This is a genomic window from Ciceribacter sichuanensis (assembly GCF_024055605.1).
Taxonomy (GTDB): domain Bacteria; phylum Pseudomonadota; class Alphaproteobacteria; order Rhizobiales; family Rhizobiaceae; genus Allorhizobium; species Allorhizobium sichuanense.
In genome coordinates, this window is sequence record NZ_JAMXLX010000007.1 from 144,815 (window position 1) to 161,716 (window position 16,902).

Genomic DNA, 16,902 nt, shown 5'->3' on the forward strand with positions numbered 1-16,902 from the left:
TCAATTCCCGCCGGCAGCGGCGATCCAGGCGCGCGCGGGATCGAAAGAGAGACTGACCGTGCTGCCGATCGCGGGCGGCTCCGCATCATGGACGATGAGAGAAAGAGCGAGATTGCCAAGGGCGCGTGCTTCCACCAGCCATTCCGCTCCCTTGAAAACCGTGTGCGTGACGGTTGCCTCGAACCCCTCGTCCGTACCCAGCCGCAAAAGTTCCGGCCGCAGGCAGAGTACCGCCGGCGAGCCCATGCGCAGCCCTGAAACGCCGGGGCTTGCGAATATGCCAAGTGGCGTCTCGATCGCCGTCGCGGCATCGGAGACGCCGTGGATCTTGCCCGGCACGAGATTGGCACCGCCGATGAAATCCGCCACATAGGCGCTCGCCGGCCGTCGGTAGATCTCGGCCGGCGAGCTCTGCTGTTCGATCCGGCCATTGTTCATGACGATGATCTCGTCAGACAGGGCGAAGGCTTCTTCCTGATCATGGGTGACATGGAGGAAGGTCATGCCGAGCCGCCGCTGAAGATCTTTCAGCTCGATCTGCATGTCCTTGCGCATCCGCCGGTCAAGCGCCGAAAGCGGCTCGTCGAGCAGCAGAAGCCGCGGCTCGTTGATGATGGCGCGGGCGAGTGCCACGCGCTGCTGCTGGCCACCGGAAAGCTGGCGCGGCCGTCGTTTCGCCATCGGTGTCATCTGCACCATGGCGAGCGCCGCCTCCACCTTGGACGCGATCTCCGGTTTCGAAAGCCCGCGATAGGCAAGACCAAAGCCGACATTTTCCTCGACAGAAAGATGCGGGAAGAGCGCGTAGTTCTGGAACACGGTGTTGACGGGCCGGCGACTGGCCGAAATGCCCGCTAGCGACCGTCCGTCCAGTTCGATGATCCCCGAGGAAATCTCCTCGAAACCACCGATCATCCTCAGCAGGGAGGTCTTGCCGCAGCCGGACGGGCCGAGAAGGGTCACATAGCTGTTGGGGGCGATGCGGAAATCCACTCCACGGACGGCGTGAACACCGCCATATTCCTTGTGCACGGCGATGCCGCGCAGAAGAGAACGGCCCTGTCGCTCTTCCGTCTCGTCCACGACCCGGTCTGCGGCGTTCATGATCAGCTGGCCTTCACTTCGTTCCAGAGGGCAACCCAGTCATTATAACGGGCCGGGTTCTTCTTCCACACGAAGCTGTCCATGATGGAGAGATCCTTGACGAAGATCTTGTCCTTCTGGTCGTCCGGCAGCTTGTCGAGGGCCGCGGAGGTGCCCTGTGCGTAGGGGCCGCCGAAGGCGAGCTTTTCGCCGTATTCCGGGCCGAGCAGATAGTTGACGAAGCTGAATACCTTGTCGAGCTTCTCGCCCTCGACGGCAGCCGGCACTGCAATGGTATCGCACCAGCCGATAACGCCGGCCTTCGGCTTCGCCATGCCCATCTTCAGGCCGCGGGCGGACAGATCGTAATAGGGCGGGACCCAGGAGAAGGCGCAGACGACTTCGCCGGATGCGAAGAGGTTGGTCAGGTCGCCGATGGAGTTCCAGTAGGTGCGCAGCAGCTTCTTCTGCGCCATCAATGCCTTCTTGACCTCGGCCAGTTCCTTGTCGTCAAGATCGAACATCTTGTCCTTGGGGATGCCGAGGTAGAGAGCCGCGATCATGATGCCTTCCAGCGCGTAGTCGCGCATGGCGAGCTTGCCGGCATACTTGTCGCCCTCGAAGAAGACGGACCAATCCGGCTCGGCATCCATCAGGTCGGCGCGATAGACGATCGGGTTGATGCCCCAATAGAACGGAATGCCGTAGGTCTTGCCATCCTTCTTGCCGAGATCTGTCTTCTTGAAGGTGTCGTACAGCAGGGAGGCGTTCGGAACCTTGGCGAAATCGATCGGCTGCAGCAGATCGGAAGCGACATAGTATTCCACCTTGTCGAGACCGGGCGTGATCAGATCGACCGAGGAAGCGCCGCCAGCGCGCAGCTTGGCGAACTGCTCGTCATCGGTACCGATGAAGTTCTTGGTGATGGAAACGTCGCCATCCTTCAGGAAAGCGGCGAGGTAATCGTCCTTCGCAAGGTTTTCCCAGGTCATCCAGACGATATCGGTGGCTGCGAACGCCCGGTTGAAGGGCTGCAGCGCGCCAAGCGCTGCAGCGCCGGCTGCGGTTTTCAGAAGTCCACGACGGTTGATGCGAAATTCCATGGGCTCGGTCCTTATGGGGTCCCCTCTGAGAGACCGTTAAACAGGCGGCCGGTCTTTTCTCCGGTCCGAGCAAAATAAAAAAACATTTTCAGAATTTATGCAATATGAAAATCACGTTTCATTTTTCGGCAAATGACTAATCCTTGAGCATTTTTCTGCCCTGCACTGGACCAGCCAGCTGATCCAGCCGCTCATGAAGGCGCTCGATCTCGGCCAGACGCTCGACCGCCGAGTCGCCGAGCTGCTGGCTGACCGAGGAGCAGACATAGTTGATAACGCTCATGGGCGCAGCATAGCTGTCGAACATGGAGTGTCCCCGGTTGTGGCAGCGCAGTGTTACCGACGCAAGCTGCGCGGTCCGCGCCGCCGTCATGTCGGCAATCAACACCGAGGGAGCACCGGATTCCTTTACCACCGCCATGATTTCCCGCAAAAGCGCGGGGCGGCGGCGAAAACCAAGCACCAGGAAGACATCGCGCTCGCCAATGCCGGCCAGTTCTTCGCCCATAGAAACGCCTGCAAGCGGCAGAAGATGCACATCCGGCTTGATGTTGGTCAGCAGGCCGCGGGCATAATTCGCCAGGGCCATGGAGTTGCGAAAGCCTACCACGAAGACCCGCGACGCCTCGGCAATGATGCGGACCGCCTGATCGAGATCGGCCTCGCTCAGCATCTCGGCCGTGCGCGTAAGGTTCTGCAGGTCCTGCGCGATATGCAGCCCGAAATCGCCGGGAGCCAGGCGCTTTCGCCCCGTACCGGTCAGTTCGTAGAGCGGCGACCCCCAGTCCTCCGCCTGCCGGGCATGCATGCGGGCATCGTTATAGCTGGCATAGCCGAGACGCTTGAAAAAGCGGGCTGCAGTGGCGTTCGAAATATCCGCCTTCGCCGCCAGTTCGCCTGCCGTGAAGCTCGCGAGATTGGTTTGCGCTTCCATGACGACCGCCGCCAGACGCCTCTCGCTCGCCGTCAATTCGTCGTAGATTCCCATGATCCTGACGTCGATCGGACGACTGTCTTCGTGCTCGTTCATTCCCGGCTCCATTTTCAAAAATCAACAATAACGAAAAATCTTTTTCATTTTGTGTTGACTGACTGCAATCCCCGGCTATCCTTTCGCATAGTTTTCCCGGTTTTGGAATCTCCCAACGATGGTCTCCGATTTCGCTTCTGTCAAAGCCCGTTTCGAGGCAGGACATCCCGCGCCGAAAGGCCCCTATCCCGACACCTTCAAGCCGGTCCTGTCGCGCGACGCCGGGAAGGAGGCGCTGTCGACCATTTCCGCATGGCGCGGTTATGCCGAAACACCGCTCGTCAGCCTCGATGCGCTCGCGAAGGCAACCGGCGTTTCCCGCATCTTCTACAAGCAGGAGGCCGGCCGTTTCGGCCTTGGCTCCTTCAAGGCGCTCGGCGGCGCCTATGCCGTCTATCGGCTGCTGGCAGCATTTATCGAGAAAGAGACCGGCACGAAACCAGCGCCGCAGGACATTCTCGACGGTCGTTACGCCGGCATCGTTTCCGACGTGACCGTTACTTGCGCGACGGATGGCAATCACGGACGCTCCGTCGCCTGGGGTGCCCGCATGTTCGGCTGCAAGGCTGTAATCTTCATTCACGCCACTGTTTCCCAAGCGCGGGAGCAGGCCATCGCCTCCTATGGAGCGAAGGTCATCCGCACCGCAGGAAACTACGACGACAGCGTGCGCGAGGCCGCCCGAATGGCGGCTGAAAACGGCTGGCACGTCGTCTCAGACACCTCCTATCCCGGCTATACCGACGTGCCGCGCAACGTCATGCAGGGCTACAGCGTGATGGCAGACGAAGCCGAGCGACAGCTTGGCAACCTCCGCCCCACGCACATCTTCATACAGGGCGGCGTCGGCGGTCTTGCCGCGGCTGTCACCGCCCATTTCTGGGAAGTGCTTGGGGTTGACGCACCTGTTGTCACCGTCGTCGAACCGGAAACGGCGGCATGCCTCCTCGAAAGCGCAGTGGCCGGCAAGCCGACAACTGTCGGCGGCGATCTCGAAACCATCATGGCCGGCCTTGCCTGCGGCGAACCCTCGATTATCGCCTGGCCGATCCTAGACGGTGGCGTCAGCGCTTTCATGGCAATCCCCGACGATGCGGTGGCGGACACAATGCGCCTGCTTGCCTCTGGTGAAGCCGGAGCGCGGCTCGTCGGCGGGGAAAGCGGCGTTGCAGGCCTTGCCGGCTATCTCGTTGCGTCCGCCAAGCCAGAATGGCGCAAGGAAGTGGGGCTCGATGAAAACTCGGTAGTGCTCTTCTTCGGCAGCGAGGGCGATACGGATCCCGAGCTTTACCAGTCCATCGTCGGCAAGAGCGGCAAGGACGTGGAGGCAGGCGAATGATACTCCAGGAACTTCGCATCGATCCGGCGCGGCTGGTTTCCGGTGTCGAACGGCTCGGAAAGATCGGCGCACTGGAAGGCGGCGGCGTCTGCCGCCTTGCCCTGACCCCTTCGGAGAAGCTTGGACGCGATCATCTGGTCGCCGAAATGAAGGCGCTCGGGCTCAAGGTCGCGATCGATCCGATCGGCAATATCTTCGGCACCCGCAAGGGCCGCCGCGAGGGTCCCGCCGTCATGCTCGGCTCACACATCGACACCGTCGCAACCGGCGGCCTTTATGACGGGGCACTCGGCGTTCTGGCGGGACTGGAAGTCATCGCCACATTGAACGACGGAAACATCGAGACCGATCTGCCGGTCGTTGTTGCAGCCTTTACCAATGAGGAAGGCGCACGCTTTGCTCCCGACATGCTGGGCAGCCTCGTCTTCGTCGGCGGGCTGCCGCTTGCGGACGCTCTCGACATCGTCTCCATCGATGGCAAAAGGCTGGGCGACGAACTCGAGGCCATCGGCTATGCCGGCACCGATCAGGGCCCGGAGGAAGTCGCGGCCTATTTCGAGTTGCATATCGAACAGGGTCCGGTCCTTGAGGATGAGAAGATCGAGATCGGCGTGGTGCTCGGCGTTCAGGGCATCTCCTGGACCGAACTGACGATCCGCGGGCGTTCCGCCCATGCGGGCACGACACCGATCCGCCTGCGTCGCGATGCCGGTCTCGCGGCCGCGCGGATTGCAGCGGGCGTTGGAGCCTTTGTTCGCGCCCTGGGCGGCGATCAGGTCGGCACTGTCGGCGCGATCACGCTGACACCCAACCTCGTCAATGTCGTCGCCGAAAAGGCCGTGATGACGGTTGACCTGCGCAATCCCGACGAAGCCTTGCTACAGGCAGCGGAAGCAAAGCTTGCCGCGCTGATCGAACAGATCGCCGGTGAGGAAGACGTGACAATCGAGCGGCGCGGCCTCGCCCGTTTCGAGCCGGTCGACTTCACCCCTGCGCTGATCGAGAACATCGACGGCACCGCAAAGGCACTTGGCCTTTCCACCCGCCGACTCTTTTCGGGCGCCGGCCATGACGCGCAGATGCTCGCCCGCATCGCGCCGGCCGCGATGATCTTCGTGCCGAGCGTCAACGGCATCAGCCACAACATCACCGAATACACAGAACCGGCAGACCTCGCCAACGGCGCGAACGTGCTGCTTCAGGTCACGCTGAAGCAAGCCCTGCCCACGAATGGAGAAGAAGCCTGATGGCTAGAATAGTTGTCACCGGCGCGGCCCAGCTCGGACCGATTGCCCGTTCGGAAAGCCGCGACAGCGTGGTCGCCCGCATGATCGCGCTGATGGAGAAGGCAGCCGCACGCGGATGCGATCTGGTCGTCTATCCGGAACTGGCGCTGACCACCTTCTTCCCGCGCTGGTTCTTGGAAGATCAAACTGACATCGATTTCTTCTTCGAGCGCTCCATGCCGAACGAGGCGGTTGCACCCCTCTTCGCCAAGGCAAAGGCGCTCGGCATCGGCTTTTCCTTCGGTTATGCAGAGCTGACGGAAGAAGACGGCCGCACGCGACACTACAATACGTCTGTTATCGTCGACAAAACCGGCGAGATCGTGCACCGCTACCGCAAGATCCACCTGCCGGGCCACAAGGAAAACGAACCATGGCGCGCTTTCCAGCATCTGGAAAAGCGCTACTTCGAGCCGGGCATGGAGCCCTTCTCGGCGGCTGATGTCTTCGATGGCAAGATCGGTCAGGCGATCTGCAACGACCGGCGCTGGCCGGAGACCTATCGCGAACTGGCACTGCGCGGCGCCGAGATGGCCTTGATCGGCTACAACACCCCGGTTCATTACCCGCTTGCGCCGGAGCACGACCATCTCCAGTGCTTCCACAACCATCTCTGCATGCAGGCAGGAGCCTATCAGAATGGCATGTGGGTGGTCGGCGTCGCCAAGGCGGGCAAGGAGGAAGATTGCGACCTCATCGGCCAGAGCTGCATCATTGCCCCCACCGGCGAGATCGTCGCCATGGCAAGCACGCTCGGCGACGAACTGGTCGTGCATGATTGCGATCTCGACCGCTGCACCGAAATCCGCGCCAACATCTTCAATTTCAGGCTTCATCGCCGCCCGGAAATCTACACCGCACTGACTGCGCAGGACTGAAACCGGGAACAGCCGACAGGATCAGGACGCCGCCGGACCAGAAATCCGGCGGCGTCTTGCATTAACCCTTCAACGCCGCGAGCACCGCCTCGGGGGTGATGGGAAGATGGCGCAGGCGTACGCCGACCGCTTCGAAGATCGCATTGCCGATCGCAGGTGCAACGACCGTCGTTCCCGGCTCTCCAAGACCAACCGGCACCTCGGTACTTTCGACGATCTCCACCACCAGTTCCGGCGTATCGATCATACGAAGCGGCGTGTAGGTGTCGAGATTGCTGTCACGCACCTGCCCGTTCTCGAACTCCGTGCCCTCGTAGAGCGCCATGGACAGGCCCCAGAGGGCCGAGCCTTCGCACTGGGCGCGCGCGCCATCGGGATCGACGGCAACGCCGCAATCCACCACCAGCCAGATCTTCTGCACGTCAACGTGACCGGTCTTGCGGTCGACATGCACCTGCACCGCCCCGCCAACCCATGTCGGCATCGTGCGTGCCTGTCCATAAGTCGTGGCAAGCCCGATTGCGGTGTCGGCCGGAAGCGTGGTCTTGCCATAGCCCGAGAGTTCGGCGACGCGGGAAAGCACATGCGCCTGTCGTGAAGCGCCGCCGACGGAATCCGGCGCGGTGCCGGCGTTGCGTCCCTCGGCCTTCAGGAGGTCGAGGCGGAACTGCAGCGAGTCCTTGCCGGCCTTTACCGCAGCCTCGTGCATGAAGCTTTCCACCGACCAGTTGATCCAGCCCGGGGAGACCGAACGCAACCAGCCTGGACGGAAAGTGCTTTCCGCCAGATCGTTGGAGATCGCCCGCAGCCGCTGCGCGCCCACCGAATACCAATGGTCGCCGCCATCGCTGGAGAAGGGATCGTAGGCTTCTCCATTGACACCCTTCGGCATGAACACCGGGATCATCACCTTAGTCGGCCATCCCGCCGCGACTGCCGTATCCATGGCAATGACATTCTTGTTTTCGTCGAATGCCATTCGCAGTTTCTGCACCGACGGCGAACGAGGGCTGTCGAACAACACGTCCTGAGGCCGCATCATCACCATCTTCACCGGTTTGCCGCCGAGCGCCTTGGAGGCAAGCGCTACGGGCACCGCATAGTCGCCGTTCAGCCGCCGACCGAAGCCGCCGCCGAGCAGATAGCTGCGCATGATGACACCGTTTTCGTCCACGCCGAGAGCCTTCTGCAGCCAGGGCAGCGCAAGCGACTGCCACTGGTTGCCGGTGTGGATTTCCCACACACCCTCCGGATTCTGGAAGGCCAGCGCGTTGAGCGGTTCGAGCTGGAAGTGCAGCACCGTGGCCGTGGTGTATTCGGCCTCGATCGTGGCGGCAGCCTTTGCGAAGACCGGATCGACATCGGTGTCGCCGGTATCGAGGACCGCTCCCTTGCTTTCGTCCGCGATCAGCTTGCGGGCGTGGTCCTGAATATCGGCTTCGCTCACCTTGGCGGTCTCGCCGGCCTTCCACTCGACCTTTACAAGTTCGGACGCCTTGCAGGCAGCCCAATAGCTGGCCGCAATCACCATGGCCCAGCCCGGAACGGTTCCCGAGGGATCGTCGAGCCTGATCGTCTGCTGGTAGCCCTTGACGGATTTCGCAGCGCTGTCGTCGATGCTGACGACCTCGGAACCGTAGCGCGTCGGCGGCATGAGCGGCACGGCATAGACCATGCCCTCGACCTTGGCGTCGATGCCGAAGATCGCCTTGCCCGTCGTCTTGCCAGCGATGTCGAGCGCGGTCACATCCTTGCCGACCATGGTCAGCTCGGAATGGGGCTTGAGCGGCAGCGCCTTGAGTTCATCCTCGGTGAAGCTGCGGGTTAGGCCCTGCGCCACCAGTTCGCCGAACGTGGCGGTATTGCCACCGCCGGAAACCACGCCATCGGCCACCTTGATATCCGCTACGGGAATACCCCAGAGTTCCGCCGCCCTTTCGGCGAGCGCCACGCGCCCCGCAGCACCGGCCTGTCGATAGACCGGCCAACTCTGCCAGACGGACCAGCTGCCGCCTGTGACCATGAGGCCCCATTTGGCATCGGTATCGACATGCTCGATATGCACGTCTTCCCATTTTGCACCGAGTTCATCGGCAAGAATGCGGGCAATTGCCGTGCCGACATGCTGGCCCATCTCGGCACGGATAATATTGACGTTGACCTTGCCCTCGGCATCGATCCAGTACCAGATCGAAGGTTCGTAGCGTGCCCCAGCCGCCTCAACCGGCAGGCCATCCACGGCCTGCGGGCTCATGGCCGCAAGACCGCCACGCGGGAAGCCGAACACGGCGCCGGCCGCGCACATGGAAATCAGGAAGCCACGGCGGTTGAGTTGAGGCCCCCGGCCCTTGGGAAGGGAGAAACAAACGGTATCAGCCATTGACGGTTTCCCCTCTCATTGCGGCGGCGGCTTCACGCACGGCCTCGCGGATGCGGCCATAGGTCATGCAACGACAGAGATTGCCGGTCATGACGGCATCGATGTCATCGTCGGTGGGGTTGGGAATATCCTTCAGGAAAGCCGCCGCCTGCATGATCTGGCCGGACTGGCAGTATCCGCATTGCGGCACCCGCAGGTGACGCCAGGCCTGCTGAACGGGGTGATTGCCCTCGCTATCGAGGCCTTCGATAGTGGTGATATCGGCACCGGCGACGTCCTGGACGGCGGTGATGCAGGAGCGCGTGGCCCGCCCGCCGACATGGACGGTACAGGCACCGCACATGCCGATGCCGCAGCCGTATTTGGTGCCGGTGAGGCCAGCTTCGTCGCGAATGACCCATAGCAGCGGAGTATCAGGTTCCACGTCGATCTTGACGGCGCGGCCGTTGATGGTGAACTCGATCATAGTCATGTCCTCGTCAATTCGTGACAGCATCGGCGCGGATATCGGCGACCTTGCGCGCGAGATCCGGCCACGGGGCGAGATCGGTGCGCTTGTCACGCAGATAGCCGGCAATGGCCGCGATTTCCTCGTCGGAGAGCGCATTGCGGAAGGCAGGCATCACCACACCCTTGGTCCCGTTCACGGCATTCACGCCGTCGAGGATAACATGGATGAGGTTGGTTGGATCGCCGAGCCGGGTGGCCGAATTGATCGCCAGATCGGGGCGGCCCTCGATCACGCTGGCGGCGTTGTAATGACAGGAGGCACAAGCGGTTGCATAAAGGCGTTCGCCGAGATCCTTGCGATAGGTCGGATCGGGCCGCCCCGCCTCGAGGCTTGCCTGAACGATGGGGTTCTGGGCCGGATCGCTATCCGGTGCGCCGACAACGTCGCCAAGATACGCACCGATCGCCTCGAGATCGCTTTTCGGCAATTCCCTCAGACCGGCATGCACCACGGGACCCATCGGACCGGCGGCAATGCCGTGATAGGTGCCGGAACCGGTTTCGAGATACTGCGTGAATTCGGCAGCACTCCACGGCACGGCGGACGGGTTTGCGGCCGTAAGCGCCGGTGCGATCCATTTGTCGATCGAGGCACCGGCGTATTCGGCCGTCTTCATTTCAGCGCCCACCGCGTTGCGGGGCGTATGACAGGCTCCACAGTGAGAAACACCCTCGGCAAGATAGGCGCCGCGGTTCCACTGGTCCGATTTGGAGGGATCCGGCTCATAGCGGCCGAAGTTGACGAATAGCAGTTTCCAGCCGGCCTGCAGGATGCGCTGGTTGAGCGGGAAGGGAATGGAGCTTTCCTTGGTCTCTTCCTTCACCGGCGCAATGTTGGTCATGATGTAGGCATAGATCGCATCGACATCCTCATCGGTCATCTTGGTGAAGTGGTCGAAGGGGAAGGCCGGGAGGAGATGGCTACCCTGGCGATTGACGCCGTCATGCATGGCGCGGCGGAAAGCCTCGGGCGACCATGTACCGATGCCGGTCTCCGGATCGGGCGTGATGTTGGAGGCATAGATCGTGCCGAACTCGGTCTCGATCGGATAATTGCCGGCATAGGGCTCACCGCCCTGTGCGGTGTGACAGGTGGAACAGTATCCCGCGGCAGCGAGAACACGTCCCTTTTCGATCGTTGCGGCATCGAACTTAGGGCGTTCGTCCGCGGACATCGCGGCGATCGGCGAGTGGTAGGCATAAATGCCGAACCCGATCAGAACGACGATGGCGAAGGTAACGATTACGGAAAGGACGGATTTGAGCATGGGTGCATCAATCCTTATTTTTTGGGAGGAACGAGCAGCGCATTTCCGCACTCTCGCACGCTCTAAAATATAGCGCCCTTACCCTGCGTCAAGTTGTCACCAAGAACCATTCTGTCTTCAAAAAATGAACGCTAGAAGATGAACGGCGAGGATCGATGTCCTCAGCCCAGCGTCGGGAACGCCGCCCCGATAAACCGCCGCACTTCTCGCACGAGACCGTTCAGGGGACGATCGTCCTGATAATAAGGCGCGCGAGCGCGTATCCTACCGTGAAGAACGGTCGTCGCCAGTGCTGCGGAAGGTGTTTGCGGCTGCAGATCGAAGGCCTGCGCAGCGGCAAGAAGCTCGATGGCGATCACCGTTTCGAGATTGTCGATAATGGCGAGAGCCTTGTCGGCGGCCGGTGTCGCGTGGGTCAGGATATCTTCCTGCAGCGCAGACGTGATGCCGCCATCGAGGCTTGCCGGTGCGGCCAGCCGCCGGTTTTCCGCCACGAGCGCCGCCGCCGTGTACTGCATGATCATGAAACCGGAGCAGACACCGTTATCCGCGGCAAGGAAGGCCGGCAAGCCGCTGACCAGCGGGTTGACCAGCCGGTCGATCCGTCGCTCCGAGATCGCCGCGAGTTCCGCCGCCGCGACGGCGAGCCCATCCATAGCAAGGCCGAGGGCGGCCCCCACCGCATGGGCCTGCGAATGCACCTCTGGCGCGGAAGCGCTTCCGGCGACCACCGGATTGTCCGTGACGCTGGAAAGCTCGCGGTCCACGACTTCGGCAACCTGCGCGAAGGCATCTCGCACCGCACCGTGTATCTGCGGGACGGCACGCAGGCTCAACGGATCCTGCGTGCGGCGGCCGGCAGATTGTTTCAACCGTTCACTACCGTCGAGCCAACGCCGCAAATTATCGCCAACCGTCTGCAATCCGGGAGACTTGCGAAGGGCAAGGGGCATGGCCGCGAATGGGTCCGCCTGCGCGCCGAGGTTTTCATAGGTCAGCGCCGCCGCCGCATCCGCCCAATCCAGGAGCCTTTCCACACGGGCGAGCGCCAGCGAGGCAAGGCCGGTCGCGCAAGGCGTACCGTTGACGAGGCTCAGCCCTTCCTTGGCGAGCGGCACAAGTGGAGGCAGTCCGGCGCGGGCGAGAGCCTCCCTCCCGGTCATGGTGACACCGCCATGCCGCGCGTCCCCTTCACCGATCAGCACCGTGCCTATGGCGGCGGCGTGGGTGAGATAGCCGACCGAACCCCGAGCGGGAATGACGGGCAGGATGTCACCGTTCAGCAGGGTCAGCAAGGCCTCGACGGTCTCCCGGCGAACGCCGGAATATCCGTGGGCAAAATTGGCGATCTGTGCCGCCATGACGGCACGGGTTTCGGCCTTGCCAAGCGGATCGCCGACGCCGCAGGCATGGCTGAGGAGGATGTTTCGTGACAGCGCCTTCTGTTGGCTCTCATCGATGACGACATCGCACAGGGCGCCCACACCCGTATTGATGCCATAGCCGCGAATGCCGTTTGCAACCAGAGCGTCGGTAATCTCGCGCGCATGCTCGATGCGGCGCCATGCGGCATCGGACAGCCGCAAATTGGTACCCCCGGCAACGGTCGCAATTTCCCGCCATGTCAGGGGGCCATCGAGAATGACGGTCTCACTCATAAGGGAGTTCCTTTTGCAGGCAGGGAATCCGCAGGTGATCGACTGCCGGAGGAACCCGGCGTGTCAGGCCTTCAGGGATGGTGCGGATGTCGCGGATCATGATGCGGTGTCAGCAGGTAACGGCGGGCGACGTCGAGATAACCATCATAAAGCAGCCCGCCATTCAGCGCGACCAGCGCCTCGCGGTCGCGACGATAGAGAGCCGGAATGTGATACCACGGAACGCCGGGACGTTCATGATGCAGAACATGCAGGTTGTTGTAGAGGAAAAGCAGGCCGAACAACGGGCTGTTTTCGACGATTGCGGTACGCTCTTCGTAGCTGTCGGCGTAGCGATGCTCGGCATAGGAGCGCAGTCGGCTCAAGGCCGCACCGGCATACACGAAGCCGAAAAGATAGAGCCAGAACGGCATGCCGCAGATGTAGAGCACCCAATAGAGCACCGCCGCCACGCCAAGACCGTGACGAAGCCAGATCATTCCGCGCTGCCGGTCGCCGCGAAGGATCATCAATGCCTCCTGCGTCAGGAAGACGAAAAGCATGACCGCGGGACCAATGGTCAGGCGACCGAGAAGGGTCGTGTTCCAGCGCGAAAGCATCTGGCCGACCGAGCCCATCGCGTTCCATGCGACCTGAGTGAGATAGTAGGATTCAGGGTCTTCGATTGGATCCGTCAGGTACTCGTCGCGATGATGCACGAGATGGCTTTCCTTGTAGATCGTATAGGGAAGCCATAGCGAAATGGGCGGCCAGCCGATCGCGTCGTTGGTCCACTGATTGCGTGTCGGGTGCCCGTGGATCACTTCATGCTGCAACGATCCCTGCCAGGCGATCAGCCAGGCGCCGATGACGACAACCAGCAGGACTGGCAGCGACTGCCACCACCATGTCACGGCCAGAAACCCGCCATAGATGACGACTGCCAGAATGACCGTAGGCCATTCGATGCGGGAGACCGGCGGCGGGGACTGAACGGTCGCAGTTCGATTTTCCGGCATGGAGAACTCCAGAAATGTGCCGAGGCGGCGGGCGAAAAGATATTTTATATATATTCTGCAGAAAATATAGCATTCCGTAAGTGAAGCCTGTCAGGCAAGCTGCGGATATCCCATCGAGCGGGCCTCCTCTTCCAACACCAGCACCCGGCCATAATCGGCATCGGAGAGGGTGACGATATCGCGCAAGGCAAGCGTCTGGCGGACCTCCTCCATGGCAGGGTCGACAAGGGCGGCGCGCAACACTTGGCGCATGGCTTCCACCTCGCCGTCCGAAGCGCTTGCCCTGGTGATGAACGGCAGGCCCGGCCCAGATGAGGTGCGTGCCAAAACACGAACACCCGCGAGCCGGTCCGGAGCGAACCTCTGGAGATTCCCGTAGGTGACGCAGTCGATCGCCGCGACATCGGCGGCACCAGCCGTAACGGCCGCAACGCTGGCGACATGCCCGCCAGTTTCGACCACGGCAGAGAAAAAGCGCTCGTCGCGAGCGAAGGGCGCGAGCGCCCGGCGAAACAGGTTCATGCCGGAGTTGCTGTCACGGCTGTTGATCGCGGCAGTGGCACCACGGAGGTCTTCCAGAGAAGCGAAAGGATCGCCCTTGCGAACGACGATGAAACTGCAGGCATTCGGACCATCACAGCCGGGAAGGGCATAACACGGGGTGGCAACGAGACGCACATGGCCCCGCAGGCTGTGCATGTAGGGATAGCCGCAGGTCTGGGCGAACAGGAGGTCAGGATGAAACCAGACTTCGTTGTAGGCGAGATCGACGTTCAGATTGTCGGGAACGCCATGGATCCGCTCCTGCCGAAGTCCGTCACGAAGGAAGCTCCAGAGTGCGCCGTTCGCGGCGGCTATCGGTTCGGGACTGGCATACATGGCAAGGCTTGCGCTCCGCACACCGCCATCCGCCTCGATCCGCGGAGAATACCGCTCGACCTGCATGCCCTGACGCCACCCCGCAGCTTGCCACCTTGAATATGTCTATACAAATGACATAAGTTCATTCTGCCGGGAAGTCGGATTTTCCGGTTTCCAAGATGTTTTCCAAGCCTCATGACATGCCTAGGGCAAGCTTCGTCGGTTAACGATGGGGAGTTTTTATCGAGTCGTTGGCAACGCCGGCCATCACAGCCGGTCATATACGGGATGTTCAGGATCATGAATGATCTATCGGCCTCGAAATCCATTTCCGCCCTCGCCGGCATGCTGGAGCTTGCCCGCACCCAGAAACTGCCGTTCAACGATCTCTTCCAGTTTGCCGAAAGCAGAAGTGCGGCCGGGCTGAAAGCCGAGGCAGCCGAGATCTACAAGAGCTGGATCGCTTTCAACGAGGGCCATCCCTTCCTCCATCTCATTTACTTCAACTACTCTGTAACGCTCCGACAGCTCGGGGATATCGCGGGCTCCATCCATGCGCTCAGGGCCTGCCTGAAGCTCGATCCGAAGTTCGGACCGGCGCATATCAACCTCGGGCGCGCCTTCGAGGACGCGGGCATCGCCACCCAGGCTATCCAGCAGTGGCGCACGCTGGTGGAACTCACCTCCGAGAGCACGGCGGACCGGATCTCTCATCGCCTCATGGCGCTCCAGCATATCGGCCGCGTCATGGAAAATGCCGGCCTGCTGGAAGAAGCGGAAACGGCCCTCTGGCAGGCCATGGAGCTGCGGCCCGACAAGACCGAAGCCGGCCAGCACTGGAGCGCCGTCAGGCAGCGCCTGTGCACGTGGCCGATACTCGCTTCCTCGGACCATGTTTCCAAGCGGCAGCAGATCGATTCCATGTCGCCGCTGGCGCTTGCCTGCTTCTCTGACGATCCGCTGTTCCAGCTTGCGCGTGCATACCGTTACAATAAGTCCTTCGTCGGACGCCCCGATATCAGCAGCTTCCCGCGCAAGGCGCCGAAGCGGAAGGTCGGCACCGGCCAGCGTCTTCGCGTCGGCTACGTATCGTCCGATCTCCGGGACCACGCAGTCGGCTTCGCGCTTCGCGAAGTGCTGGAATTGCACGACAAGGAAAGCGTTGAAATCTACGCCTATTATTGCGGCGATCCCGCGCCGAACGACGCAACGCAGGCCCGCATGAAGAAAGCGGTCGACTGCTGGCGCGATATCGCCACGCTCAACGATGCGGAAGCGGCGCGACAGATCGCCGGCGACGACATCGACATCCTCATCGACGTCAACGGTTACACCAAGAGTGCGAGAACAAAGATCTTCGCATACCGCCCGGCACCGGTCATCGTCAATTTCTGCGGCTATCCGGGCTCCATGGGCAGCCCGTTCCACCAGTACATGATTACCGACGGCCACATCGTGCCGCCGGAAAACGAAGTCTATTACTCGGAAAAAGTGCTGCGCATCGCCTGCTGCCAGCCCATCGACCGCAAGAGGGTGATTGCGGACACGCCATCGCGCGCCGAAGCGGGCCTTCCGGAGGACGCCTTCGTCTTCGCCTGCTTCAACGGTACGCAGAAGATCACCGAGGACACCTTCGCCCAGTGGATGAAGATCCTTGTCGCCGCGCCCGGCAGCGTGCTCTGGCTCCTGAGCGGCAACGACAGCGCCGACCAGCGCCTGCGGAAGATTGCGGAGAGTGCAGGTGTCGCACCCGAACGCCTGATCTTCGCGCCCAAGGCACCGAACGCCCGACACCTCGCCCGCATTGCGGTGGCCGATCTTTTCCTTGACACCTTCCCTTATGGCGCTCATTCGACCGCAGCCGACGCGCTGACCGTTGGCCTGCCGGTACTTACCTTCCCCGGCAAGAGCTTTGCGGCGCGCTTCTGCCACAGCATCGTTGCGGCAGCCGGCATTCCGGACCTGATCTGCACCGACCCGGAGGACTACGTCGAGAAGGCAATCGGATTCGCAAAGGATCCTGCAAGCCTCGGCCGAGTCAAACAGGCCCTGAAGGATGCACGCGAAACCAGCGTATTGCGCGATATTCCGGGCCTCGCCCGCCGCCTGGAAGAGCTGCTCTGGCAGATGCAGGAGGAATGCGAGCGCGGCGAAACGCCGGTGCCGGACCTGCGCAATCTCGATGTCTACTACGATATCGGCGCCGAACTCGTTCTGGAAAACACGACCTTCAGGGATGATGCCGCCTACAGGCAGCGCTATCGCGAGAAGCTGTCGGAATGGCACGATTTCTCCGCCATCCCGCACGACAACCGCCTCTGGACCGCCCCAGACGCCTGAATTGCTTCGGCCTGCATGCGCCACTCAGCATGCAGGCCACATGGAAGTTGCGTAGAAGCGCAACGACGGACCAACTACAGGTTCAGGCAAGCCTGTTGCCTATAATTCCCTTTAGCTAGGTAGAGTCTTGTCCGGCCAGCGGCATTTGCCGCGAGCCGGACCGGCGAC

13 protein-coding genes are annotated in these 16,902 nt (G+C 61.9%); 4 read left to right on the top strand and 9 right to left on the bottom strand.

From position 1 onward, the window contains the following. The 3 genes from NBH21_RS19935 to NBH21_RS19945 all read right to left on the bottom strand — a co-directional run bounded on the left by NBH21_RS19935 (position 1) and on the right by NBH21_RS19945 (position 3,216). Positions 1-1,104, bottom strand: a complete 1,104-nt coding sequence (locus NBH21_RS19935) for an ABC transporter ATP-binding protein (RefSeq protein ID WP_250914351.1) — start codon at positions 1,102-1,104, stop codon at positions 1-3. 2 nt (positions 1,105-1,106) lie between these two features. After that, the gene (locus NBH21_RS19940; protein ID WP_250914350.1) at positions 1,107-2,186 is read right to left on the bottom strand and encodes an extracellular solute-binding protein; all 1,080 of its coding nucleotides are present in this window, start codon (positions 2,184-2,186) and stop codon (positions 1,107-1,109) included. Between the two features lie 136 nt (positions 2,187-2,322). Beyond that, complete coding sequence (locus tag NBH21_RS19945) at positions 2,323-3,216, bottom strand: MurR/RpiR family transcriptional regulator (protein ID WP_250914349.1); 894 nt, start codon at positions 3,214-3,216, stop codon at positions 2,323-2,325. A gap of 118 nt (positions 3,217-3,334) precedes the next feature. Here NBH21_RS19945 and NBH21_RS19950 point away from each other — a divergent pair, with 118 nt between their 5' ends. The 3 genes from NBH21_RS19950 to NBH21_RS19960 are packed head-to-tail and all read left to right on the top strand — an operon-like array spanning position 3,335 to position 6,719. Continuing rightward, entirely contained in the window at positions 3,335-4,555 is a 1,221-nt protein-coding gene (locus NBH21_RS19950; protein WP_250914348.1) for a diaminopropionate ammonia-lyase, read from the top strand. Beyond that, positions 4,552-5,802: a Zn-dependent hydrolase gene (locus NBH21_RS19955; protein WP_250914347.1), complete on the top strand. Its 1,251-nt coding sequence runs from the start codon at positions 4,552-4,554 to the stop codon at positions 5,800-5,802. Before NBH21_RS19950 ends, NBH21_RS19955 begins: the two co-directional genes overlap by 4 nt. Beyond that, complete coding sequence (locus tag NBH21_RS19960; RefSeq protein WP_250914346.1) at positions 5,802-6,719, top strand: N-carbamoyl-D-amino-acid hydrolase; 918 nt, start codon at positions 5,802-5,804, stop codon at positions 6,717-6,719. Before NBH21_RS19955 ends, NBH21_RS19960 begins: the two co-directional genes overlap by 1 nt. A 61-nt stretch (positions 6,720-6,780) precedes the next feature. Here the strand turns inward: NBH21_RS19960 and NBH21_RS19965 are convergent, their stop codons facing one another. The 6 genes from NBH21_RS19965 to NBH21_RS19990 form a co-directional block, all read right to left on the bottom strand. Continuing rightward, positions 6,781-9,099 carry a xanthine dehydrogenase family protein molybdopterin-binding subunit gene (locus NBH21_RS19965; RefSeq protein WP_250914345.1) on the bottom strand — a complete coding sequence of 773 codons (2,319 nt, stop codon included), beginning with the start codon at positions 9,097-9,099 and terminating at the stop codon, positions 6,781-6,783. Beyond that, the gene (locus tag NBH21_RS19970) at positions 9,092-9,565 is read right to left on the bottom strand and encodes a (2Fe-2S)-binding protein (RefSeq protein ID WP_250914344.1); all 474 of its coding nucleotides are present in this window, start codon (positions 9,563-9,565) and stop codon (positions 9,092-9,094) included. The genes NBH21_RS19965 and NBH21_RS19970 overlap by 8 nt, the downstream gene beginning before the upstream one ends. Before the next feature lie 13 nt (positions 9,566-9,578). Then, entirely contained in the window at positions 9,579-10,877 is a 1,299-nt protein-coding gene (locus NBH21_RS19975) for a c-type cytochrome (protein ID WP_250914343.1), read from the bottom strand. 161 nt (positions 10,878-11,038) lie between these two features. Further along, the gene (locus tag NBH21_RS19980) at positions 11,039-12,535 is read right to left on the bottom strand and encodes an HAL/PAL/TAL family ammonia-lyase (RefSeq protein ID WP_250914342.1); all 1,497 of its coding nucleotides are present in this window, start codon (positions 12,533-12,535) and stop codon (positions 11,039-11,041) included. A gap of 71 nt (positions 12,536-12,606) precedes the next feature. Then, positions 12,607-13,533, bottom strand: coding sequence for a fatty acid desaturase (locus NBH21_RS19985; RefSeq protein WP_250914341.1), 927 nt, complete (start codon positions 13,531-13,533; stop codon positions 12,607-12,609). Between the two features lie 90 nt (positions 13,534-13,623). Continuing rightward, positions 13,624-14,478 carry a phosphate/phosphite/phosphonate ABC transporter substrate-binding protein gene (locus NBH21_RS19990; RefSeq protein WP_280924952.1) on the bottom strand — a complete coding sequence of 285 codons (855 nt, stop codon included), beginning with the start codon at positions 14,476-14,478 and terminating at the stop codon, positions 13,624-13,626. Between the two features lie 216 nt (positions 14,479-14,694). On the opposite strand from NBH21_RS19990, the gene NBH21_RS19995 reads away from it, so the two are divergent. Continuing rightward, positions 14,695-16,734, top strand: coding sequence for an O-linked N-acetylglucosamine transferase, SPINDLY family protein (locus NBH21_RS19995; RefSeq protein WP_250914340.1), 2,040 nt, complete (start codon positions 14,695-14,697; stop codon positions 16,732-16,734). The last annotated feature ends 168 nt before the right edge of the window (positions 16,735-16,902 follow it).